General features: G+C 35.4%; 17 protein-coding genes and 1 pseudogene. 3 read left to right on the top strand and 15 right to left on the bottom strand.

All coding sequences use genetic code 11. The features are described from left to right. Positions 1-77 precede the first annotated feature (77 nt). Together serC and AB1282_RS11500 are read left to right on the top strand one after the other, a co-directional pair. Positions 78-1,172, top strand: coding sequence for a 3-phosphoserine/phosphohydroxythreonine transaminase (gene serC / locus AB1282_RS11505; RefSeq protein ID WP_429899133.1), 1,095 nt, complete (start codon positions 78-80; stop codon positions 1,170-1,172). Beyond that, complete coding sequence (locus tag AB1282_RS11500) at positions 1,169-2,329, top strand: phosphoglycerate dehydrogenase (RefSeq protein ID WP_056472023.1); 1,161 nt, start codon at positions 1,169-1,171, stop codon at positions 2,327-2,329. The genes serC and AB1282_RS11500 overlap by 4 nt, the downstream gene beginning before the upstream one ends. Positions 2,330-2,452: 123 nt before the next feature. On the opposite strand, the gene AB1282_RS11495 is transcribed toward AB1282_RS11500, so the two are convergent. The 10 genes from AB1282_RS11495 to maa form a co-directional block, all read right to left on the bottom strand. Continuing rightward, positions 2,453-3,643: an acetyl-CoA C-acetyltransferase gene (locus AB1282_RS11495; protein WP_429899132.1), complete on the bottom strand. Its 1,191-nt coding sequence runs from the start codon at positions 3,641-3,643 to the stop codon at positions 2,453-2,455. A gap of 52 nt (positions 3,644-3,695) precedes the next feature. Further along, positions 3,696-5,114 (bottom strand): sigma-54 interaction domain-containing protein, encoded by a 1,419-nt coding sequence (locus tag AB1282_RS11490; RefSeq protein WP_056472018.1) that lies wholly within the window; start codon positions 5,112-5,114, stop codon positions 3,696-3,698. An 84-nt stretch (positions 5,115-5,198) separates the two neighbouring features. Further along, positions 5,199-5,975 (bottom strand): 3-hydroxybutyrate dehydrogenase, encoded by a 777-nt coding sequence (locus tag AB1282_RS11485; RefSeq protein WP_056472106.1) that lies wholly within the window; start codon positions 5,973-5,975, stop codon positions 5,199-5,201. 30 nt (positions 5,976-6,005) lie between these two features. After that, the gene (locus tag AB1282_RS11480) at positions 6,006-6,662 is read right to left on the bottom strand and encodes a 3-oxoacid CoA-transferase subunit B (RefSeq protein WP_056472015.1); all 657 of its coding nucleotides are present in this window, start codon (positions 6,660-6,662) and stop codon (positions 6,006-6,008) included. Positions 6,663-6,674: 12 nt separating this feature from the next. After that, positions 6,675-7,376, bottom strand: a complete 702-nt coding sequence (locus tag AB1282_RS11475) for a CoA transferase subunit A (protein ID WP_056472012.1) — start codon at positions 7,374-7,376, stop codon at positions 6,675-6,677. 42 nt (positions 7,377-7,418) lie between these two features. Continuing rightward, entirely contained in the window at positions 7,419-8,849 is a 1,431-nt protein-coding gene (locus AB1282_RS11470; RefSeq protein ID WP_056472009.1) for a GntP family permease, read from the bottom strand. Between the two features lie 370 nt (positions 8,850-9,219). Next, complete coding sequence (locus tag AB1282_RS11465) at positions 9,220-10,095, bottom strand: NAD-dependent epimerase/dehydratase family protein (RefSeq protein ID WP_056472007.1); 876 nt, start codon at positions 10,093-10,095, stop codon at positions 9,220-9,222. A gap of 172 nt (positions 10,096-10,267) precedes the next feature. Continuing rightward, positions 10,268-15,451: a S8 family serine peptidase gene (locus AB1282_RS11460; protein ID WP_429899131.1), complete on the bottom strand. Its 5,184-nt coding sequence runs from the start codon at positions 15,449-15,451 to the stop codon at positions 10,268-10,270. 615 nt (positions 15,452-16,066) lie between these two features. Then, complete coding sequence (locus AB1282_RS11455) at positions 16,067-16,828, bottom strand: metallophosphoesterase (RefSeq protein WP_056472002.1); 762 nt, start codon at positions 16,826-16,828, stop codon at positions 16,067-16,069. Positions 16,829-16,906: 78 nt separating this feature from the next. Continuing rightward, positions 16,907-17,461, bottom strand: coding sequence for a maltose O-acetyltransferase (gene maa, locus AB1282_RS11450; RefSeq protein WP_429899130.1), 555 nt, complete (start codon positions 17,459-17,461; stop codon positions 16,907-16,909). 190 nt (positions 17,462-17,651) lie between these two features. Here maa and AB1282_RS11445 point away from each other — a divergent pair. Next, positions 17,652-18,196: pseudogene (locus tag AB1282_RS11445) on the top strand (LysE family translocator). Positions 18,197-18,544: 348 nt separating this feature from the next. On the opposite strand, the gene AB1282_RS11440 reads toward AB1282_RS11445, so the two are convergent. The 5 genes from AB1282_RS11440 to AB1282_RS11420 form a co-directional block, all read right to left on the bottom strand. Then, a complete protein-coding gene (locus AB1282_RS11440; RefSeq protein ID WP_429899129.1) occupies positions 18,545-19,552 on the bottom strand; it encodes a PTS sugar transporter subunit IIC in 1,008 nt (335 codons plus the stop codon). 117 nt (positions 19,553-19,669) lie between these two features. Beyond that, a complete protein-coding gene (argH, locus tag AB1282_RS11435) occupies positions 19,670-21,061 on the bottom strand; it encodes an argininosuccinate lyase (protein WP_056471997.1) in 1,392 nt (463 codons plus the stop codon). 27 nt (positions 21,062-21,088) lie between these two features. Continuing rightward, positions 21,089-22,303 carry an argininosuccinate synthase gene (locus tag AB1282_RS11430; protein WP_056471996.1) on the bottom strand — a complete coding sequence of 405 codons (1,215 nt, stop codon included), beginning with the start codon at positions 22,301-22,303 and terminating at the stop codon, positions 21,089-21,091. A 48-nt stretch (positions 22,304-22,351) separates the two neighbouring features. Further along, complete coding sequence (gene argF, locus AB1282_RS11425) at positions 22,352-23,389, bottom strand: ornithine carbamoyltransferase (RefSeq protein ID WP_082459491.1); 1,038 nt, start codon at positions 23,387-23,389, stop codon at positions 22,352-22,354. Positions 23,390-23,642: 253 nt separating this feature from the next. Beyond that, positions 23,643-24,086, bottom strand: coding sequence for a Dps family protein (locus tag AB1282_RS11420; RefSeq protein WP_056471992.1), 444 nt, complete (start codon positions 24,084-24,086; stop codon positions 23,643-23,645). Positions 24,087-24,138: the final 52 nt, after the last annotated feature.

The following is a 24,138-nucleotide window of genomic DNA, read 5'->3' as shown; positions in this document are numbered from 1 at the left end:
TTCATCTTTTATTGACCAACGTATATGAGTAGTTTAAAGTTAGAATATTAAAAAAATAACTAGTGAGGATGATTTTTATGGAACGCGTCTTTAATTTCTCTGCTGGCCCTTCTGTCTTGCCTGTTCCAGTATTGGAAAAGGTACAAAAAGAGCTTGTTACTTACGGTACTTCTGGTATGTCAGTTATGGAAATGAGTCATCGTTCGGCTGAGTTTGAAGGAATTATTAAGAAATGTGAAAGCTTATTACGTGAACTTTTAGAAATTCCATCAAATTATAAAGTGTTATTTTTACAAGGTGGAGCATCAACTCAATTTTCAATGATTCCATTAAACTTATTAAGTAAGTACAAAAATGCTGCTTATATTAATACAGGAACTTGGTCAAAGAAAGCAATCTCTGAGGCAAAAAAATATGGAGATGTTCATGTTATCGCTTCGTCTGAGGATGAAAATTTTTCATATATTCCTAATTTAGAAGATTTAGCCCTTTTTGAACCATACGATTATTTACATATTACGACGAATAACACGATTGAGGGGACAAAATACTCTACTTACCCTAAAACAAGTTCTCCATTAGTTGCAGACTTTTCTTCAAATATTCTTTCTGAACCAATTGATGTCTCACAATTCGGTTTAATTTATGCTGGAGCTCAAAAAAACATCGGTCCAGCAGGGTTAACAATTGTCATTATTAGAGATGATCTTATTGGAAGTGCTGATAAAAATTGCCCAACAATGCTCGACTACAAAACACATGTCGAAGCTTCTTCACTTTATAATACACCACCTACATTCGGCATTTATGTAGCGATGCTAGTTTTAGAATGGATTAAAGAATCTGGTGGCTTAAATAGTATTTATCAAACTAATCTTTTAAAAGCTCAATTATTATATGATTTTATCGATCAATCTGACATGTTCTCTTCACCAGTTAAGAAAGAGAACAGATCACTTATGAATATTCCATTTACATCAACTTCTGATGAATTAAATAAGCAATTTCTTGCTCAGGCAAATTCAGCTGGCTTGGTGAATCTTGAGGGCCATCGTTCAGTTGGGGGAATGCGAGCTAGTATTTATAATGCGATGCCATTAGAAGGCGTTGAGAAATTAGTTCAGTTTATGAGTCAATTTGAAAAGAAAATATTAGAGGAGATTGTAAGATGATTAAAATTCAAACATTAAATAATATTTCTGAGCACGGAATAAAAGAATTTCCTTTGGAAAACTTTAAGATTAACAATGAATTAAATGAACCGGATGGCATTCTTTTAAGAAGCCATAGTATGCATGAAATGAGCATACCAAACAGTGTTAAAGCAATCGCAAGGGCTGGGGCTGGTGTAAATAATATTCCAATCGAAGAATGTACTTCAAGAGGAATTGTTGTATTTAATACGCCTGGTGCAAATGCAAATGCAGTTAAAGAACTAGTTCTGACAAGTTTATTCCTTTCTTCACGACGAATTATAGAAGGTATTGAGTGGACTCGTTCTTTATTTGGTGAAGAAAATGTTTCTAAAATTGTAGAAGCTGGTAAAAAAGAATTTGCAGGAGCAGAGATTGCAGGAAAGAAATTAGGTATTATTGGTTTAGGAGCAATTGGTGCACTTGTAGCAAATGACGCTCTTGCGTTAGATATGGAAGTATATGGTTATGATCCTTATATTTCAGTCGAAACTGCATGGCGATTATCTAGGAATGTACAACGAATCGATAATTTAGATCAAATTTTTTCAACATGTGATTATATAACAATCCATGTGCCTTTAACTCCTGAAACAAAAGGATTTGTGAATGAAAAACTTTTATCAGGAATGAAAAAGGGATCAAGATTACTTAATTTTTCTCGCTCTGAATTAGTAGATGATGTTGCGCTAGAATATGCGCTGAATAACGGCACTGTAGGAGTTTATGTGACAGATTTCCCAAATGAAAAAGTGATTGGTATGAAGAACGTCATTCCAATCCCTCATTTAGGAGCATCAACAACTGAATCAGAAGAAAACTGTGCCCGTATGGCTGCAAAACAATTAAAAAATTATTTAGAAACAGGTAATATTAAAAACTCCGTTAATTTTCCAAATGTAGAATTACCTTATACAGGGAAAAAACGTATTACGATTGCACATAAAAACATTCCAAATATGGTCGGTCAAATAACAGGATTACTAGCAAACTATCAAGTAAATATTGCTGATATGCTTAACCGAAGTAAAGGTGCGTTTGCTTATACAATGATTGATCTTGATGAAACGATCAATGGACCAGTTGAACAGATGCTAAGAGATATTGAGGGTGTTATTTCAGTAAGAATCATCTAACCTTCAGACTTGTGACAAGCGACTGCAATCAGTCTGAACCCAGATTTTTTGTTTTTTTGGTTTTGTCTTCACAATAAAGCGGTAGGTCTCATTATAAGAGTCCTACCGCTTTTTACTTATTATTTATTCAAAACAATTTTCAATAATTGTCGCAACGCCTTCTCCGCCACCAATACATAGTGTTGCAAGACCGTATTGTGTCTCTCTTCTCTTCATTTCATGAATCAATGTAACTAGTATTCTAGTTCCACTCGCACCGATTGGATGTCCAAGTGCAATCGAACCTCCATTTACATTGACAATATTTTCATCAAAGCCGCATTCCTTTAATACAGAAAGCGATTGCACTGCAAATGCTTCGTTTGCTTCAATCAAGCCAATATCACTTAATTCAATCGATGATTTTTCAAGTGCTTTTTTAGCTGCAAATGCTGCTCCAATTCCCATTATGCTTGGATCAACGCCTGCACTACTATTTGCATTAATTTTTACTAAAGGTTTAATGCCTAGTTCTCTTGCTTTACTTTCACTCATTAATACAACTGCTGCTGCACCATCATTAATACCTGAGGCATTTGCTGCTGTAACTGTTCCATTTTTTTCGAAGGCTGGTCTTAGTGATGAAATCTTCTCTACTGTAGCACCAAATTTTGGATACTCATCCTCTTTAAAGATGATTGGATCCTTCTTTCGTTGTGGAATTTCAATGGTAACAATTTCGCCTTCAAATTTACCTGCCTTAATTGCACTCTCAGCTTTTTGTTGGCTATTTACCGCAAACTCATCTTGTTTTTCCCTAGAGACTTCATAGCGTACTGCTAAGTTTTCAGCGGTGTTTCCCATGTGATAATCATTAAACGCACACCATAGTCCGTCCGCAATCATACTATCAACAACTTGTTGATTGCCCATTCTATATCCATCTCTAGCACCTTTAAGTAAATATGGGGCTTGACTCATATTTTCCATCCCACCAGCAACTATAATTTCAGCATCTCCTGCTATAATTGCTTGAGTCGCCAAATGGACTGATTTTAATCCAGAGCCACAAACCTTATTTATTGTCATTGCAGAGACAGTATTTGGAAGTCCTGCCTTTAATGCTGATTGTCTTGCTGGATTTTGACCTAAGCCAGCTTGAAGTACATTCCCCATTATGACTTCATCAACATGGCTTTCTTGAATACCCGCTCTATTAATCGCTTCTTTAATAACTTTAGCGCCTAATTCTACTGCACTTACATCTTTCAATGTACCACTGAAACTTCCGATCGCAGTTCTAACAGCACTAACAATTACAACGTTCTCACTCATTTTATTTCCCCCTTTTTATTTCATCCTAATGAACCAAACGACACGAAATCTTTTAATTTTTTATGTTATAAGCTTTACATTTTTCATAAAAAGTTGACTTGCTTATTTCTAATAATTTTGCAGCTTCAATCTTATTACCTTGAGATTCTATTAGAGCTCTTTTAATTGCTTCCTTTTCAGTCTCCTCAATCATTTCTTTTAATGATTTTAAAGAATTATGATTGTGTAATTGAGATGCATTTATTTCGAATTCAAATGTATTTTTGGGGCTAGTTGGATTTTCATATAAATAAAGAGGTAATTGTTTTGGTGTAATCACTTTACCATTTAGGACATTTATGCATCTCTCAAGTACGTTTTCAAGTTCTCGAATATTTCCTGGCCAATGATGTGACTTAAGAATTTGAAAAACTTCATTTGATATTTGAATTCCGTTTCGATGAAATTTCCTTTCGAGTTTTTTTATTAATGAATCTGCTATGAGAGGTAAATCATTTATCCTTGATCTAAGTGGAGGAATGTCTATTTTAATTACATTTAAGCGGTAATACAGATCCTGGCGGAATTCTTTTAATACGACCATCTTTTCAAGATTTCGATGCGTAGCGGCAATGACTCTTACATCAATGGAAATAGGTGAACTTCCACCAATTCTTTCAATCTCTCTTTCTTGAAGTACTCGCAGTAATTTACTTTGCATATGCAAAGACATATCACCAATCTCGTCTAGGAAAATTGTGCCTCGGTTCGCAATTTCAAATTTCCCTTTCTTCCCGCCTCTTTTTGCACCTGTAAAAGCACCTTCCTCATAACCAAAAAGCTCTGATTCTAGTAAATGCTCTGGAATCGAAGCGCAATTTACTCGTACAAACGGAAAGTTTCTTCTTGGACTAGCATCGTGAATTGCATGTGCAAACAATTCTTTACCTGTACCTGATTCCCCAAAAAGTAAGATTGCAGAAGAACTTGCAGATACTTGCTCTGCCAAGTTTTTTGCAGAATTAAAGATTGGCGTATCACCAATTATTTGATTGAAGTTATATTTACTACTTAACTCTTTCTCAAATTTTCTTTTATAATAGTTTAATTCTTCTACTAAAGGTTCTACTTTTTTAGAATACTCTAGCCATTCTTGCGCATTACGGAACATTACGGTTCCAACAGCACCTACTAATTCATCACCTACATACAGTGGATAACGGTTTGCTACCATTTCAGTATTTTTTATTGGATGGATCTCCGCCACCTCTGCTTGACCAGTTTTAGCGACTATATGCATTCTAGAATTTTCAATAACATCACTCACATCCATACCAATCACTTCATCAGCAGAACGCCCAACAAACTCACAATACGATTCATTCATATATAAAACTTTTCCATCACGATTAACGACAACAATCCACTCAGTTGCAAGATTAATAATCTCGGAAATCCACTCAAAAGGAAGACTCTCTAACATACTTTTCATACCATACCTCACTTAAAGTAGTAGGTAACTAGAAAGGATAAGAGCAGGAATCTCCCCCTGCTCAAAAAACCTTTCATCCTTTTCCTACTGAACTGTATATCCTGCGTCTATTACATTCGCTTGACCTGTAACCCCGCCAGTATATTCACTAGCAAGAAAAACTGTATAATTTGCAATTTCTTTTACTGTAAGTAATCTTTTTTGAGGTACTAAAGGATAAATTACTTCTTCAATTACACTTTCAATTGGTACATTTCTTGATTTTGCTAAGTCAGCCAACTGGTTTTGAACTAAAGGTGTATCCACATAGCCCGGGCAGATTGCATTGACTGTAATACCATCATTTGCACCTTCTAATGCAGCAACCTTTGTTAAACCAATTACACCATGCTTCGCAGAATTATAAGCAGCTTTACCAGCGAATCCTATTAATCCATTGATCGAAGCCATATTAATAATGCGACCATACTTTTGCTTTTTCATAATAGGAAATACATGTTTGATACTAATAAAAGGTGCAGTTAACATGACCTTAATAAGTAATTCGAATTTTTCAGTAGGGAAATCCTCAATTGATGAAACGTATTGTAATCCAGCATTGTTTATTAAAATATGTAATTCACCAAATTGATCGATTACTTTATGAAACGTGTCAACTACTTGTTCTTCATTTGTAACATCACATGCATAACCGATCGCATTAAACCCTAGCTCTTGTAATGAAGTAGCTGACTTTTGAACATTTTCCTCATTTAAGTCGGTTAAGACAACTGTTGCTCCTTGCTCTGCAAAGGTTTTAGCAATTTCAAAACCAATTCCACTACCGGCACCAGTTATCAGTGCAACCTTCTCAGAAAGCATTTGCTGCATTTGTTTGCCTCCTTTTAAAGATTAGTTCACGTTATTTAATAACTTTGGACTAATTGTAAATGTAGCCTCTGTTTTTTCAGTAATTTCTTGAATCGTTGCTCCACCAACGCATTCTACTAAAACCATTCCATTTTCTGTAAAATCAAAAACGGCTAATTCAGTAATTAGTCTATGGACTACGCCTTTTCCAGTTAAAGGTAAAGTACATGCTTTTTTAACTTTACTTTCACCGTATTTATTTGCATGTTCCATTACAACGACGATTTTTTTAGCACCATTTACTAAGTCCATCGCACCGCCCATACCTTTTACCATTTTCCCTGGGATCATCCAGTTAGCAAGATCACCAGTTTCAGAGACTTCCATACCACCTAAAATAGCTAAATCAATATGGCCTCCTCTAATCATCGCAAAAGATTCAGCGCTATCAAAATAAGAAGCTCCTTTAGCCGCAGTTACTGTTTCTTTACCTGCATTGATTAAGTCAGCATCTAGTTCAGCTTCTGTTGGGTATGGTCCAATACCTAGTAAACCATTTTCAGATTGAAGCATAACTTCAATACCTTTTGGAAGATAGTTTGCTAATAAAGTAGGTAATCCAATTCCAAGGTTTACATACATACCATCATGAATTTCTTTAACCGCAGTTTGAATAATTAATTGACGAATATCTTTCATGTTATTAGCCTCCTATACTCCTGTAGTCATTCTACGTTCAATTCGTTTTTCGTATGTTTCACCGTGGAATACGTGTTGTACATAAATGCTTGGCGTATGAATTGCATCAGCATCAAGTTCTCCAACTTCTACTACTTCTTCGACTTCTGCAATTGTGATTTTTCCAGCCATCGCTGCAAGTGGGTTAAAGTTACGAGCAGTTTTTCTAAAAATTAGATTTCCTTGCTTATCAGCCTTCCACGCTTTAACAAATGCAAAGTCTCCTACGATTCCTTCTTCTAATAAATAAGTTCTTCCATTAAATACTTTATGTTCTTTTCCATCTGCGATTGGTGTACCTACACCTGTTGCTGTATAGAATCCTGGGATACCAGCGCCACCTGCACGAATACGTTCAGCTAGGGTGCCCTGAGGAACAAGCTCAACTTCAAGTTCTCCACTTAAGAACTGCTTTTCAAAAATTTTATTTTCTCCAACATATGAAGAAACCATCTTTTTAATTTGTTTATTTGCTAATAAAAGACCAAGACCCCAATCGTCTACTCCACAGTTATTACTTACGATTGTTAAATCCTTTGTCCCTTTATCTCGTAATGCTAAAATCATTTTTTCAGGAATACCGCAAAGACCAAAGCCACCTACAATAATCGTAGCTCCATCATGAATTTGTGAAACAACCTCTTCAACTGAAGTAATTACCTTATTCTTGCCCATTATTTTGCTCCCTTCAAAAGTAAGATTAGTAGTTTAACATTCTTAAACAAGTCCTGTAAGTTTAAATACTGCAATGATTAAGAATACTGCAACTGTTTTAATGATTGTTAATGCAAAAATATCTTTATATGACTGGCGATGTGTTAAACCAGTTACAGCTAATAATGTAATGACTGCACCATTATGAGGCAAAGTATCCATACCACCTGAAGCCATCGAAATAACACGATGCATAACTTCTGGAGGAATATTGTATTTATTAATTGCCTCTATATATTTTTCAGACATTGCACTAAGTGCAATACCCATACCACCTGATGCAGAACCTGTAATACCTGCTAAAGTTGTAGTCGTTACAGCTCCATTTACTAATGGATCCGTAAATGTATGAGAAATTCCTTTACTTACCATTCCAAATCCAGGTAATGCAGAAATTACTCCACCAAAACCATACTCAGCACCAGTATTCATAGAAGCAAGTAGTGCTCCACCAATGCTTGCATTCATACCTGTCTTTAGATTTGTACGCAAATTCTTATAGCCATAAATCATCGCTGAAAGAATCCCAATAACTAAAGCACATTCAACTGACCAAATACCAACAACTGCAGGAATTTGAACAACCCCAAAAGCTTCTAGTCCGATTGCTTTAAAGTCAAAACCATTCGGATACCATTTTGGGAATGAAACAACAAAAAATTTATTTGAAAATCCAACTAATAATAGTGGAACAAATGCTAAAATCTGTTTTAATACTGGTGTAGGAGTATTTGTCGTTATTGAAGGAACTTCTGTTTGCGTTTCATTTGCAGCAGCTAGTTCTCCATTAAATCCTAAATAACCTTCACCCGCTTTTTCTGCTTTTTTACGTCTTGATTCTAAGTACCAAAGACCAACTGCAAGTACAAAAACAGCCGCTAAAATACCTAGAAATGGTGCCGCATAAATATCTGTTTTGAAAAATGTAGTTGGAATTACATTTTGAATTTGCGGTGTACCCGGTAATGCATCCATCGTAAACGTAAACGCGCCAAGTGCGATTGTTCCAGGAATTAATCGTTTTGGAATATTACCTTCACGGAATAAGTTTGCAGCAAATGGATAAATAGCAAATACAACAACAAACAAGCTTACTCCACTATATGTTAAAATTGCGCCCATTAATACAATCGCTAAAATAGCTCTTTTTGCTCCAACTAATTGAATAATTGTTTTGGCGATCGATTCAGCAATTCCAGACATTTCAACGACTTTACCAAAAATTGCACCAAGTAAAAATACAGGAAAATATAGCTTTATGAAACCAACCATTTTTTCCATAAAAATATTACTAAAGAATGGAAGAATATAACTTGGTTCAGTTAAAAGTACTGCAAATAAAGCACAAATGGGTGCAAATAAAATAACAGAAAACCCACGATAAGCAACAAACATTAAAAGTCCTAATGCTAATAAAATAATTAAGATTTCCATAATAACCTCCTTGTTATCTTTACGTATTGGCACTTTTTGACAACGCTTTCATTCAAACTAAGTATTAGTTTAAATTCCACTATTTACTGTATTTTGCTCCTTTCAACAGAATGTTCTTCTGCTTTAATACAAGCAATTAGTGTGCCAAGTTATTTATGGATTTTGTTCAGACTGTTGGAATACTCTCTGGACTTCATCTTCACTATGAATATTTTATTTTATAATTCTAATAATATTAAGTTAATTTATAATTTTCAATATTTTTAAAGTAATTTTTTCCGAAATTTCGGAATTTATCTCCAATAAAATTCCGAAAACCTGGAAATTCCAGAAATTCGGAATTTTGTTTTTCGAACATTTTGTGAATTTTTTATAGGGAACAATAATGATGAATTAATTCCTTCATCCATTTATGTACTTCTAAAAATTGAAACCCTGCTTTTTTAGCTTTCTCATTACTCAACGATTGATCGCTATAAGCGTCGAATGGAGATTGTTTTTCATTTGCACCCTGAGATTTAATAATAGCCTTTTTACCAGTTTCCATTTCACAAATATTTATTATTTCTTTAAATGTTACTACACCATTGGAGCACGCATTAAAAGGACCACTTTTAATCGATTCGTTCTCACCTAACCAAAGTAAAAACTCAGCAGTTTCATCAGAATCGATAAATGTCATCTCTTTGTTTAAATCAGATATAATAATTTCTTCATTTCTTCCAATTTTATCAACATGGAAGAGTAATCTCTTCGTATAATCATCTGGCCCTAATACGACTGGAAATCTAGCCACAAACACTGGAAAGACTGCTTCTTGAAATAAAACAGCTTCACAAAGGCGCTTCCCTTCCGCATATGAATACTTATTATCATTGTTATATTCAATTTGATAATTAAATGGATCAAAGTCATTTTCAACATGGTTTAATCCAGTATCATAAACGGCTAAAGATGATGTGAAAATATATTTTTTAACGTGATCAGTTAATAGATTAATAATTTCTTTCGCTTCATTTGGAGTATAGCAAATATTATCATAGACTAAATCCCAATTATAATTACTTAATTGAGCTAACGTATCAGGATTTCGTCGGTCAATGATAAATCGACTAACATGTTCTCCAAAGTCATCTTCTGTAAGACCTCTAGTTGCGATTGAAACATCATAACCTTTTTTGATTAGTTTATGAACAAGTCGTTTTCCGAAAAACCTCGTACCACCTAATACTAAAACTTTTTTCATTTTCTAGCCTCCAAAGAAAAATACACGTATTAACTATTCGCCATTAAGCAACAAAATACCTTTTTATATAGAAAACTTCTTTTACTATATTAGTAACTTTTTTGCATTTTTGGAAGATAACCAATCAAAAAGAGCCCCATTTAAACGATCAGGGGCTCTCCATTTTTTATTACTATTTGTTTAATACAACTGTTTGAGTTGTAGTACTCACGTTTCCTGCAGCATCTTTTGCCGTAACATAGATGACAGTTCCAGTGAATGTGCCATTCGCGTTATGAGGTATTTCTAAACTGAAGTACCCATTTTTATCAGCTTTTACTTCACTTACTACATTGTTGATTTTGATCATAACCGTCGCATTTGCTTCGGTTTTACCTGTGATAAATTGATCCTTTTTCGTTACTGTATTAACAATTGGTGCATCTGGTGCTGTAATATCCACTACAGTGATAGTTGTTCCACTACTTACTTTACCATCATCATTTGTAGCTGTAATCACTAAAACAGTACCTGCTTTTTGTTTTGCGATTGGAAGCGTAAAGTCACCTGCTTCATTTGCTTTGCCGCTTGCTACAACAGTATCACCCGCTTTTACAGTAATAGTAACATTAGGGTCTGCTTTTCCAGAAATTGTTGTATCACTGTCACCTAATCCTTTGACAACTGGTGCGTTTGGAATTGGCACTACTTTTGTTGTTAAACTCACAGTGTTTGATACACCAGCGTTTAAACCACCTGTAATCGATACTCTGAATTGATAATTCGTATTTTCAGTTAAACCAGTTATAGTTGCTTTGCCATCAGTCACAGACAATGTGCCGTCTGTTGTTGCCGTTTGCCAGCTTGATCCATTATTTGAAGATTGCTGGATTTTGATCGCTGTTGCATCCACCGCTGGGTTCCATGTGAATGTTGCTTTGTGAGCACTGCTATCCACATTTTTGAATGTGTTTACGAGTGATGCGATGCCAAGTGCGTTAAAGTAGTCAGTTGCGTATTTTCCATCTACCATCTCTTTTGGTGTGATTAAAGCATCAAAGTTTGATTTATATAAGTTACTTACTAAGAAATTCATATCTTTCTTATCTACAATCCCATCTTGGTTTAGATCTTCGATATTGAATTTTGTTGTATTTTGAACTCCAAACATTTTCGCAACTTGTTTCACGTCTAAGACGTCAATCACGCCGTCGCCGTTCACATCACCAGCTAGACCATTCGGTTGTCTTGATGTAGCTCCAATATAGCCGCTAAACGTACCAACATTGTCGCCCCATGGAGTCTGCGTATTCATTGTGATGGTCTGAACGCTCTTTAAATGCCCTGGTGCTTCGATGATTACTTTGAATGGGTCTTTTGAAATCGGAATGTTTAAGATATTGACATACCCTTTCGCATCAATCGTTCCTGGGTACTTAGAACCATCCGAAAGTAGTGCATATGCTTTCGCATTTAGTTTTGTATAGTCCATCGTTACGTTGTTCGCAAACGCTTGAAGTCTAACAAAGGATTGAACTGAATTATGCGTCGGAAGAACTTGGAAGCTGTTCACTCGACTAAACGCTGTAATGTTGGTCGGCTGCGTTTGACCATACTGCATCATGCTGAAGTTGGTCATTACATCATCCTCAACCATATTCCCATATAAAATCGAAGCCGGCCCTTGCGGGTCATCGTTCTTCACTTTTAGAGTTACTTTCAAAAATGGCATATTATCGCCGCTGAATCCTTTGAAGTCTTCTCCGCCGCTTAAATGAGCGCCCACATTGATCATTGTTTTGCTTGAATAAAGAGGGTCAGCCGTTGCAACAGACGTATCCACATTTACCTTCACGCCATGATCATCTGCCCATTTTTGGAATTCAGGCGCTACCGTCACCCCTTGCAAATCGTACACATCTTTCCAGTACGTTGCATTATATGTCCCTGACATCATTTGTTGAACATTGTGAAGGTTCAGTGTCATCGTGACTGTATCATTCAGGGTCACTTTTTGTTTGTCATACGTCGGCACCATATACGGCGTGCCTTTTTTAACAAATGCATACTGATGAAAATCATTGACAAGTTCCGCGTTTCCTGCAACATCTCTAGGGAAAAGTGTGACGACTGCAGGACTGTTTTCAATGTCCGCTTTTTCAATCCCGAATTTCGTATCCCCATTTGCATCGGTTAGGAATTGTGCATCCGGATCGTCAATGCGATTATAGTAATAGAACAACGTGTTATCCGATTGAGTGATGCCTAGAGGAGCCAACTGAGCGGTTCCTTCATCGAATAAGTTAGCATGAACCCAAAACGCATGATAGGTATTGCCATCCTGTTTTTCATCCGTAAAGTCTGAATCACTTAGCTCGTACACGCCTGGAGCATGGTCTTTATAAGTCAATTTCGGCAATTGGTTGTCCACTATAAATGGCATCGACTTCTCATACGTTTTCGCATACATATTTGTCGTATCCGTTGTGCGTACTTTAATCGTGTACTGACCTTCTGGCAATGATGCTTTTGTGAACTGGCTTGTCAACTCTTTCGACGGATCTCCGATAAATGGATAGTAACTAGCTGCGTCAAAAGAGAACGATATAAACTGATCCGTTGGCGCTGTACTTGCACTAAGTGGCGATACTGTGGTAGCTCCAAGTGCGTTGCCGTTTTTGTCATAAATTACCCCCCAGACATATGTCATCGGGCTGTTTAATGTAAAGCCGATATTTCGTGCACTGCCATAATTAAAAAATGAAGGGATGACCGGCTTTCTAGTAGTGGCCGCATTGTCGTCCATCATCAAGTTGCTGAATCCTTTTTCAACCGTACGAACAGCCAATGGCATGCGGTACGTTTCACTTGGATTATCATGATTTACAATGTTCAAATATCCTTCGTATCGACCATAATCTGCACTACTTGGTACGTTCACGGTTGCTGTAAAGCTTGTTGTTTCACCTGCTTTTACTGTTAGTGATGGTGAACTTGTAGTCACTGTAATGCCGTTTTTAGTTGCATCACTTACCGCTGCATTTGGTTTAATAAAAGTTGCAGATATATCAAACGTTTTGTCAGAGTTTCCTCTATTTTTTACTTTCACTGTTCGATTACTCGTATTGACCGCACCTTCTTTTCTATACACTGCGCCAAACGTTAATGAACCTTTTTCGTAATTCATGTTCACAGTATTACCACTACTATCAATGTTTGCCGTTGTGTCTTGTGCTTTAAAGCTCACGTCACGTTTTACTGCTTTCACTACATTGACTAAACCAGCACCTTGTTCGTATACAGAGTAATCTCCGTCTAGATTTCCAGAAGTGTTCGTCAATGCTGCTTTCACGTCAGCTGGTGTGTAGTCTGGATGTGCTTGTAAGATTAGCGCAGCAATTCCTGCGACATGTGGCGACGCCATCGATGTACCTGATATACGAGCGTAAGCGTTGCTATAGTCTACTTTATCTGGGCTATGGACGAAATATGGATAAGTTGAGTACACCGATACTCCTGGTGCAACAACATCTGGCTTAATGTCATATGTCGAAGCAACTGGTCCTCTAGAACTAAAGCTTGCCAAGTGATTTCCTTGTGTATTCGTTGAACTTACATTCGTAAAAGTAATTGTATTTGTGCCTGCTACACTACGTAAACGTTCACCATCAGCTTTAGTCATACGGAATGTTGGTATAAACCCTTCGTCACTTGCTAAGTAATTATCAATGTCACCGTCAATATTGTTAGTCATAATCGCTGCAACCGCGCCTGCTTTCGCTGCGTTTGTTATTTTTTCAGCTAACGAGCTTGTACCACGTGTAATCAGTGCAACTTTTCCAGTTAAATCGATTGGATTACCGTTTGCATCTTTAAAATCAGCTGCTTGTGCTAAACCAACATCAACGAATTGATAAGTTTTATTCTCAAGATCTGATACCCGATCGTTATAACCTTTTCCAAGTAACTTGAAGTTAGTAAATGTTTCATTCCCTACTTTTGCTGATGCTGTAGGGACACTTACTGGGAAATCACTTGCTCCAACCGTAATTGCAAGCGCTGATGCACCCGGCGTACCTAGTGTGCCTGCACCCGGACCTGAGTTCCCTGCTGAAATAACACATGTTACACCTGCAAGAGTTGCATTATTAATTGCCACAGCTTCAGCTGATAACGGATCATTACTTGGTGCCCCAAGAGATAAGTTGATAACTTTCATACCATCTTGTAAAGCTTTGTCAATCCCACCAATAATCGCATCTTGAGACCCTGTACCGTACGGCCCAAGTACACGATAATTATACAAGTTTACACCAGGTGCAACCCCTTGAGCTGGTAAATCTACATTATTTTTCGATTGAGCTGCAATCGTACCTGAAACGTGTGTACCGTGGAATGTATAATACGGTTCCCCACCATCACCTTCAGGTTTGCCAGCTTTTACCCAATCATCAACTGTTGTTTCCATTGGATCAGCATCGTTGTCAACAAAATCCCAACCTTTAACTGTTGTTGGATCGATTTTGCTTGCATCTTCTCCACTTTTTGCACGGTAGCCTTTATATACGTCTGTTAAATCTGGGTGATTGTAGTCAATCCCTGTATCAATAACCCCTACATTGATTCCTTTTCCAGTAGTACCTTCTTTATGCAAATCTTCAATACCTGGTAATGGAATGTAATTTTCTGGTAAATTATTCTCACCTTGTTCACTTTGCGCGGAAGCTTTCAGTTCGCTTGGGTCAAGCTTTACTATGTCATCGTTTAATACACGACTTACTACACCAGAATCAAATAATTTCTCAACTAAGTTACCTGGTAGTGTCATTGCCACCCCGTTTAATGCATGTGTGTATTCACGCGTAATTTGAACGGTAGCCTCCCCAGCTGTGTCTGTTGTTTCATTAGATACTTCATTTGGTGCGATACTTAATGCTGATACTGCATTTACTGAATTAGTTTTACTTGCACTATTATTTAGCTCATTTACAAATGACTTGAATGTGGCGTGTGACGATTTAACTGCGCTATTTTCTGCGCTTAATGTCGTTTTTTCACCAGCTACTTCTTTTTGTAGGACACTTATTTTTGCTGGTTCTTGCGTAAATTCGACAATAACCTTGACCATTTTTGAGCTTTTCGTATCAATCTTTGGCGAAATCTTTACATCACTTTCTGTTGATATTTTCTTTAAAGCGTCGATTTGATCAGCTGTTAAGTCTGGTGTGCTTGTTTTTTGTGTATGTGAACCGACGACAGTATTTTCTGTGCTAGCATTTGGTGTAGCTGCTAGTACATTAAATGGAATCATCGAGCCCACGACCAGAGCACTGATCGTTGTTTTAGCTAAACTTACTTTGAAGTTTCTTTTACTCACACTTTACTCCCCCATTTTTGAAATTTTTTGACAATTTTCTATCTTTTTTTTATTTTAACGCTAGCAATCGTTATCGTAAATTGGGGGAATTTGACCAAATAAACTATAAAAAAATCAGATAATAGGTACAATTTGTAAATTTTTTTTTTTAAAGCCCTATAAAACTTAATTTTCAAACACTTTTCATTTGGGGGAATTATCATTTTTTTTGCCAAAAAAATAAGAACACAAAATAATTATTATAATTTTCTAATTTTATATTTTTATAATATTTTATCAAAAAAAATATTAAAAGAGTTTTTGTAATAAAAAAAGAAGATACAAATGCTGAATTGTTTCCTTTAAAGTGGACACATAAAAAAAGAGACTGATGACCAGGACATAAAAATACCCGAATAATAGACTCTTTTTTTAAGTGTCTATTATTCAGGTCTAAGACAGCCCTTTTTTGTCATTTAGTAGATTTCAATCCCCCTCCAAACTAAGAAACTGTCCATTTCGAAAGCTATAAATCTACTCTCTATTTTGTTTATAAAAGTCGAATTTCAGGTTACAGAGTATAAAAAAAACATGAAATATATTTATATCTCATGTTTAAGTCATTTTCTTATGACTTTATATACTTTTAATCACAATGTAATGAGTTTCAGGGCGTGCATTTAACCTAAGTGGTATAGTCGTTGTTCCATATCCATTACTTATTATTTGAGTTATCCCATTATACACATGCGTTTTACCTTTTTCATATGGACCATATCCGAAAATTCTTATTTGTCCTCCATGCGTATGACCACTTAATACAAGCGATACTCCATGTTCTTCCTTTAAAAACTTCAAGATTCTTGGATTATGACTAACTAAAAGCTTAAATGCATCTTGTTTAACACCTTGAAAGGCAAGATCAAGATCCACCTTCCCCGTTTTCAAATCATCTACCCCAATTAATGCCCATTCTCTTTGCAAATGGTTTAAGGTAACAGAAGCGTTCTTCAAAACAGTTACATTCCATTTATTAAAAATAGTCAGTAAATCCCTTTTTTCAATTTCTATATCATTATTACCCCAAACAAAGTAGACCTCACCAAGACTACATAGCTTTTGAATATTATTTTCAATCCTTTCAAGAGGCACTCCCTTTTCTAATAGATCACCGCCTATAATGACAAGATCAACTTGATTAGACAACTTCTTAATAATAGAAGAATCTATTTTTCTTCTATGAATATCGGAAATAAAAAGGATTCTAATCGGCTTTTCAAGGGGAGTAGTTGAAAAAGAGAACTCATGTTTTCGAATTATATTCATATGAGCCTCAATAAACATATACACTAGCAACATAAAACCTAGTAATATACAAATTAATATTAAATAAATCATATAGCCCCCCCATTTTCAGAATTGGAAAAATTAGATTCACGCTGTATGCATTTCTTAAATGCCTTCTCGTAAAATCTGTTACTTAATTTCCTTAATAATTCTAGCTGGATTTCCTCCAACTACTACATTGTCAGGAACATCTTTTGTAACAACAGCCCCAGATGCGATTACTACATTATGTCCGATTTTTACTCCAGGGTTAATGATGGCTCTTCCACCAATCCAAACATTATCACCAATCGTAACTGGTTTACCAAATTCAACTCCACTAGCCCTTTCAACCGGATCAAGTGGATGTGTAGCCGTATAAATATGAACCCCAGGTGCCATAAAGCAATTTACACCAATATGTACCGGGCAAACATCCAAAATCACACAATCAAAGTTGGCATAAAAATTTTCACCTACATGAATATTGTATCCATAATCACAACGAAACGTAGGTTCAATATATATGCTTTCACCCGTCGAACCGAATAACTGTTTTAATAGACTTTCCCTTTTACTACTTTCCGTTTCAAGCGTCAAATTAAACTCGCGCGTCAAACGTCTTGCCTTAACTCTTTCCTCAACCAATTGAGGATCCCCAGCTAAATACATCTCACCATTAATCATTTTTTCCTTCTCGCTCACATAAACCTCTCCTTTAAAATCATTTTCCACCTATCTATTCCGGCTTTTCCTGTCTTTTTCATGTTAAAGTATTATAAAAATAAACAAAAAATTGCTAGGAGGTATTTCATTGGAATTAACGATTTACCTGTCGTTTATTGCTGTGTCCTTATTATTAATAATAGCACCTGGACCAGATAATATTTTTGTTATGGCACAAAGCATTTCATACGGAAAAAAAGAAGGAATTGCAACGGCATGTGGCCTTTGTTCAGGCGTTACAATCCATACACTTGCTGCTTCAATTGGATTATCAACCATTTGGTATAAGTCAGAAATCGCTTTTCCATTTTAAAATACTTAGGTGCTTTTTATTTACTGTACTTAGCTTACCAGGCCTTTCGTTCAAGCAATGAAGTAAGCTCTTTCACGAAACCCCAAAAACAAACTTTACCTTCTTTATATCGTCGAGGATTTTTAATGAACGTACTAAATCCAAAGGTATCTTTATTCTTCCTAGCGCTTTTGCCTCAATTTATAGACAAAAGCGGTATGGCAGTTTCCCTACAAATGATCGTTTTAGGTTTAACTTTTATGGTATTAACTCTCATTGTATTTTCAATTATAGCGATTTTTGCAGGTAGCTTGGGTGAAAAATTGTTACAAAATGAGAAATCATCTAAAATTATCAATCTAGCACAAGGCATTATTTTTACAGGAATTGGATTGAAGCTGTTTTTTATGGATCGAACGTAATCACTAAAACAGAAAAATGAGTACTGTGGATAGTACTCATTTTTTGTTTTGTAGGGAAGGAACTGTATCAATCATGATCCATTTTACTTGATTTCGTTATGTTTTAGTCGATTTACATTCTATTTTATTGTTGTTTCTTTGAATTTAGTAGGTGACACTCTATTTATTTGTCATTAGTGAGTCCTTATTTGCAGATTCCAAAATATTATTTGCAGTTTTGAATTTTTTAATTACAGATATGCTAATTTTAATTGCAGATATGCTATATATTAATTGCACCCTGATTGATTTATTTGCACTTTCAATATCTTTATTTGCAGCTCATCAAACATATAGCACTCAATATATTTATAATATTTTCAACTCTCCAGGTTTAATCATATTTGCTTGTTTTAAGAATATGTACACAATATACGAAACGATTCCTGGAACTAAGATATAAGTAACAATCATTGGAATAATAACTGCACTTCCGTATGTAGCTAATAAATTCATTGGTGCAACTAATGCGCATAACCCTAAACCTGCGATTTCTTTTGGCGCTTCAATATGAAATAAGAATGCAGAAACCGGTCCTGCCACAGCACTTGCAATTGCTGTCGGTATAAGTATTTTGATATTCCTTGTTACATTTGGGAGTTGTAATTTCGGCGTGATGATTAATAATCCAAGGATACTTCCTGGATCATTCTCTCGTGCAGAGATAACAGCTAAACCAACAAATTGTGCTGCACATCCTGCTAATGCAGCCCCACCAGCGAGTCCATCTAAATTCAATGCAATAGCTAACGCAGCAGAAGACGCTGGCGAAACAATTAATATCCCCCAAACGACTGCTAATACAATCGAAGCAATAATTGGCGAACCTTCTGTTGAACCTTTAATAAAATTCCCAACCGCTATTAAGATTGGAGAAATCCATTTTGATAAATATAATCCAACTAGTCCTGAAATTAAAATTGCAAATAGAGGTACAACCATTAAATCTAGTTTCGTTTTACCTTGAACAGCTTTTCCAATCAGAATTGCAACTAAAGCTGATAATAAAGCTCCTACTGGTTCACCCATTTTAATGGTCATAGCCGTATCTACCATTAATAATGCACCGGAACCGATTATTGCAGCAGACATTGCGGAAAAAATAATTAATGTACTTGAACCTAATAAAACAGCTATACCCGCTCCAATAGCTGGTGCCATTAATAACTTAGTTGAAAATCCGATCGTCACTAAAGATTCAAAATGAAAAATTTTCCCAATACTCTCAAGTAAAGACCCGATACCGATCATTACGAAAACAGCATGCGCTATCCCTTCTGATGCTCTAAATACACTACTTTTTTCTTGCTTACTCATATAATACCTACCTTTTTTTAGTAACTACTTCTAGTATTTGCATAATGAATAGAAAATTATTAATAATTAGAAGCACAAAAAAACGTCCAAAAAGATTGGACGCTCTTGAATAGAAAATTATACCATATTTGTTGTGATGCTTAAACACTCTTCCGCTTTCATTATTTGTTTCCAAACTTCATTTGTAGAAGTTCCACCTTCACTTATTCTTGCTTCCATAACCGTTTTTGGATTTAATGTATGATAAATATCTTCTTCAAATACTTCATTAATCATCTTAAATTCCTCAAGATTTAATTCCCCAAGAAATTTATGATTCTCAATAGCATATAGAACCGTTTTTCCAACGATTTCATGTGCTTGTCGGAATGGAATATTTTTTCGAACTAAGTAATCAGCAAGGTCAGTAGCGTTTGAATAATCATTTTTAACAGCTTCGTACATTCGAGTTTCGTTTACTTTCATTGTATCAATAATTCCTGATAGTAATTGCAGTGCCCCTACAACAGTATAAACAGTATCGAACATACCTTCTTTATCTTCTTGCATGTCCTTGTTATATGCTAAAGGTAGTCCTTTTAAAACAGTTAATAACCCGATTAAGCTGCCATAAACTCTCCCTGTTTTACCTCGAAGTAATTCTGGAACATCTGGATTTTTTTTCTGCGGCATAATACTAGAGCCGGTACAAAAAGCATCGTCTAATTCAATAAACTGAAATTCTTGACTAGACCAAATGACAAATTCCTCTGATAGTCTAGAAATATGTGTCATTAGTAATGACGAATCAGAAAGAAACTCTACGATAAAATCACGATCACTTACTGCATCTAAACTATTATGATAGATATCACTAAAACCAAGTAATTCAGCGGTACGTTGACGGTTAATTGGAAATGTCGTTCCAGCTAATGCACCTGCCCCTAATGGTGAAATATCCACTCGTTTTAAACTATCTATGAATCGGCTTTTGTCACGCTCAAGCATCCAAAAATACGCAAGTAAATGATGTGCAAATGAAACAGGCTGTGCTCTTTGTAAGTGCGTATACCCAGGCATAATTGTATTTACATGCTTTTTGGCTTGTGCAACGATTTTATTTTGAACCTCTTCAATTAAATGAATAATGGAGGACGTATTATTTTTTAAAAATAGGTGCATATCCGTTGCTACTTGATCATTTCGACTACGACCTGTATGTAGTTTCCCTCCTACAGGACCGATTTCTTCAATTAACAAACTTTCGATATTCATATGAATATCTTCATTTTCAATACTAAATTGAACTTCATTTTTCTCAACTTTTTTTAAGATCGTATTTAAACCTTCTATTATAAGTTCAGCTTCATTGATTTCAATTATGCCACATTCTCCAAGCATCGTTGCATGTGCGATACTTCCAGCTATATCTTCCTTAGCCATAATTTGATCAAATTCAATTGATGCCGTAAATTCTTCTACTAATTGGTTTGTCTCCTTCGTAAAACGTCCGCCCCAAAGTTTTGACATAACTGCCTCCTTAATCCACTCTATATTTTATTTACTTAAAACTGTATTTTTCTGTGTAACTTCGCTATATACCTTTGTTGGTAATCCCCATAGTTTAATAAAACCTACCGCTGCATTATGATCAAATAAATCACCCTTTGAATAAGTTGCAAGCTCTTCATTATATAGACTAGTTTCTGACTTTCTACCTACTACTGTATGAGTACCTTTAAATAATTTCACACGAACAATACCACTTACTGTTTCTTGTGTTGTATTTACAAACGCATCTAAAGCACCCATTAAAGGTGAATACCATAATCCATCGTAAAGCATTTTTGAAAATTGTTGTTCAATACTTACTTTAAAATTTGTCACCTCACGAGGTAATGTAAGGAACTCTAATTCTTTATGAGCATTGATTAAGATTAGCGCTGCTGGATTTTCATATACTTCACGCGACTTTATGCCTACTAATCTATTTTCAATATGGTCGATTCTTCCAACACCGTGCTTTCCACCTATACCATTTAATTGTTCAATTAATTGAACTAGCTCAATAGGCTGACCGTTTAAGCTAACAGGTACACCTTTTGAAAATTCAATTTCAATATATTCAGGAACATCCGGAGTATTTTCAATTGCATTCGTCCAATCAAAAGCTTCTTCAGGTGCTTCATTCCATGGATTCTCTAATACACCTGCTTCACAAGCTCTTCCCCATATATTTGCATCTATTGAAAAAGGATTATCTAGATCGACCGGAATCGGAACACCATTTTCATGAGCGTATTGTATTTCCTCATCACGAGTCATGCCCCATTCACGAACAGGCGCTACTACTTTAAGATTCGGGTTCAAGGCCATTACTGAAACTTCGAAACGAACTTGATCATTTCCTTTTCCTGTACAACCATGTGCTACCGCAACTGCACCCTCTTGCTGTGCTACATCAACTAATAGTTTTGCGATTAAAGGTCTTGATAGAGCAGATGATAGTGGATACTTACCTTCATATAATGCATTCGCTTTTAGAGCGGGGACAATATATTCATTTGCAAATAAGTCTTTTACATTGATCATATAGGACTTAATTGCTCCTAAATTTAACGCTTTTAGACGAACAGCTTCAACATCTTTTCCTTCACCTAGATCAAGACAAAGTGCAATTACATCGTAGTTATATTTCTCCTGTAACCATTTAATACAAACTGATGTATCTAAACCACCTGAATATGCTAAAACAATTTTTTCATTTCCCATGTTATTACCCCCGATTAGATTTTTAAAAAGTATAATAGATTTTTAGAATTATAAATTACCCATTAAAGCAACTAAGATTGCTTTTTGAGCATGAAGTCGATTTTCAGCTTCATCAAATACTACCGAATGATTACCGTCAATTACCGAAGCTGTTACTTCTTCCCCTCTATGTGCAGGTAAGCAGTGCATGAATAAATAATCTTCTTTTGCGTTCTCTAATAAGTGATCATTTACTTGATACGGACTAAAATCTTTTAAGCGAATTTCAGTCTCTTTCTCTTGCCCCATACTGGTCCAAACATCTGTTATCACAACATCAGCTCTACTTACACCATCTACAGGATTATTAACTACTTCAATAACACTTCCAGTAGTTTTTGCAACATGCTTCATCGATTGAAGTACTACTTTATTAGGTTCATACCCAACGGGACATGCAATCGTTAAATAAACACCAAGCTTAGCGGCACCTTCAATTAAAGAATGACAAATGTTATTATTTCCATCTCCTACATAAGCAATCTTCAAACCTTTTAATCTACCTTTGTGCTCTAGAATCGTTAAGAAATCAGCCATAATTTGAGCAGGATGGTGCAGATCAGTTAATCCATTAACAACCGGAATGGACGAGTGCTCAGCAAACTCCTTCACCATCTCATGAGTATTTGCTCGAATCATGACTCCGTCTACATAACGAGAAAATACTTTCGATGTATCATGGACAGTTTCTCCTCTACCAAGCTGTAAATCTTTACTGCTCATAAAGATGGCATGACCACCTAATTGCATCATCGCGATTTCAAATGATAATCTCGTTCTAGTAGAATTCTTTTCAAAAATCATCCCTAGCACTTTGTCTTTTAAATAAGGATGCGCCTCTCCCGCCTTTTGCATATTTTTCATTTCTAATGATTTTTCAAGTAAGAATAATAATTCACTTGATGAAAACTCACTTATTGTAAGAAAATTTTTACCTTTAAAATCCGACCATTTTACAGAACTAAAATTACCTTTTGTAACATTCCCTTTTGTCTTTTGAATATAACCATTTTTCTTTACATGGTTTTCTTTCAATACTTTACTCATAAATCCATCCCCTTTTTTTAGAAGCTCAGATTCTTATATAATGAATGATTATACACAAATATAAATAATTATACAATTGGTTTTTTAGTTTTTTTTGGTAATTTTTTTATTAATATTTTTAACACGCCATCAAAACCCGTATAACCACTTGTTTCACACTGGAAAACAAGATGAAAAAAACGGATAAAATAAAAAAAGGTGAACTAACCAATCATAATTAATGATTGGTTAATTCACCCATTTAAATATTTATTCATTTACCAAGAAATGACTTTAACATCCAAAGCATCTTTTCAATTTCAGCAATCTTACCTAGAAATAAGTCAGCTGTTTCTTGATCATCACTTTCTTCTGCAATTGAAATGACTTCACGTGATTCTTGTACAACTTTTTCATAGTCTTTAATTAGATCAGATACCATTTCTTCTGCAGAAAATGTATGATTTCCTTCTTTAATCGTAGCCGTTTCTAAGTATTCACGAAGTGTTGCAATTGGTTTTGCACCAATTGTTAAAATCCGTTCTCCTAAATCGTCTACCATTACTTTTGCATCGTCATAATACAATTCAAATTTTTCATGTAGCGTAAAGAAATTCGGTCCTTTTACATACCAATGATAGTTATGTAATTTTACATATAACACATTCCAATTCGCTAGTTGTTGATTTAATAAACTTTCTAAATTTGCCAACTTCATTCACACTCCAATTTCTTTGTTAACATACAAAGAAATTTTTCCCAAAAAGTGT

Source organism: Gottfriedia sp. S16(2024) (assembly GCF_050473765.1).
Classification (GTDB): domain Bacteria; phylum Bacillota; class Bacilli; order Bacillales; family Bacillaceae_G; genus Gottfriedia.
Note: the sequence above shows the minus strand (reverse complement) of the source record. Positions and strands in the feature narration are given on the sequence as shown.

Excerpts from the sequence above, each read along its gene's own strand:
- serC (WP_429899133.1), top strand. The coding sequence starts at position 78 with ATGGAACGCGTCTTTAATTTCTCTGCTGGCCCTTCTGTCTTGCCTGTT.
- AB1282_RS11500 (WP_056472023.1), top strand. The coding sequence starts at position 1,169 with ATGATTAAAATTCAAACATTAAATAATATTTCTGAGCACGGAATAAAA.
- AB1282_RS11495 (WP_429899132.1), bottom strand. The coding sequence starts at position 3,643 with ATGAGTGAGAACGTTGTAATTGTTAGTGCTGTTAGAACTGCGATCGGA.
- AB1282_RS11490 (WP_056472018.1), bottom strand. The coding sequence starts at position 5,114 with ATGAAAAGTATGTTAGAGAGTCTTCCTTTTGAGTGGATTTCCGAGATT.
- AB1282_RS11485 (WP_056472106.1), bottom strand. The coding sequence starts at position 5,975 with ATGCTTTCTGAGAAGGTTGCACTGATAACTGGTGCCGGTAGTGGAATT.
- AB1282_RS11480 (WP_056472015.1), bottom strand. The coding sequence starts at position 6,662 with ATGAAAGATATTCGTCAATTAATTATTCAAACTGCGGTTAAAGAAATT.
- AB1282_RS11475 (WP_056472012.1), bottom strand. The coding sequence starts at position 7,376 with ATGGGCAAGAATAAGGTAATTACTTCAGTTGAAGAGGTTGTTTCACAA.
- AB1282_RS11470 (WP_056472009.1), bottom strand. The coding sequence starts at position 8,849 with ATGGAAATCTTAATTATTTTATTAGCATTAGGACTTTTAATGTTTGTT.
- AB1282_RS11465 (WP_056472007.1), bottom strand. The coding sequence starts at position 10,095 with ATGAAAAAAGTTTTAGTATTAGGTGGTACGAGGTTTTTCGGAAAACGA.
- AB1282_RS11455 (WP_056472002.1), bottom strand. The coding sequence starts at position 16,828 with ATGATTTATTTAATATTAATTTGTATATTACTAGGTTTTATGTTGCTA.
- AB1282_RS11440 (WP_429899129.1), bottom strand. The coding sequence starts at position 19,552 with ATGAGTAAGCAAGAAAAAAGTAGTGTATTTAGAGCATCAGAAGGGATA.
- argH (WP_056471997.1), bottom strand. The coding sequence starts at position 21,061 with ATGTCAAAACTTTGGGGCGGACGTTTTACGAAGGAGACAAACCAATTA.
- AB1282_RS11430 (WP_056471996.1), bottom strand. The coding sequence starts at position 22,303 with ATGGGAAATGAAAAAATTGTTTTAGCATATTCAGGTGGTTTAGATACA.
- argF (WP_082459491.1), bottom strand. The coding sequence starts at position 23,389 with ATGAGTAAAGTATTGAAAGAAAACCATGTAAAGAAAAATGGTTATATT.
- AB1282_RS11420 (WP_056471992.1), bottom strand. The coding sequence starts at position 24,086 with ATGAAGTTGGCAAATTTAGAAAGTTTATTAAATCAACAACTAGCGAAT.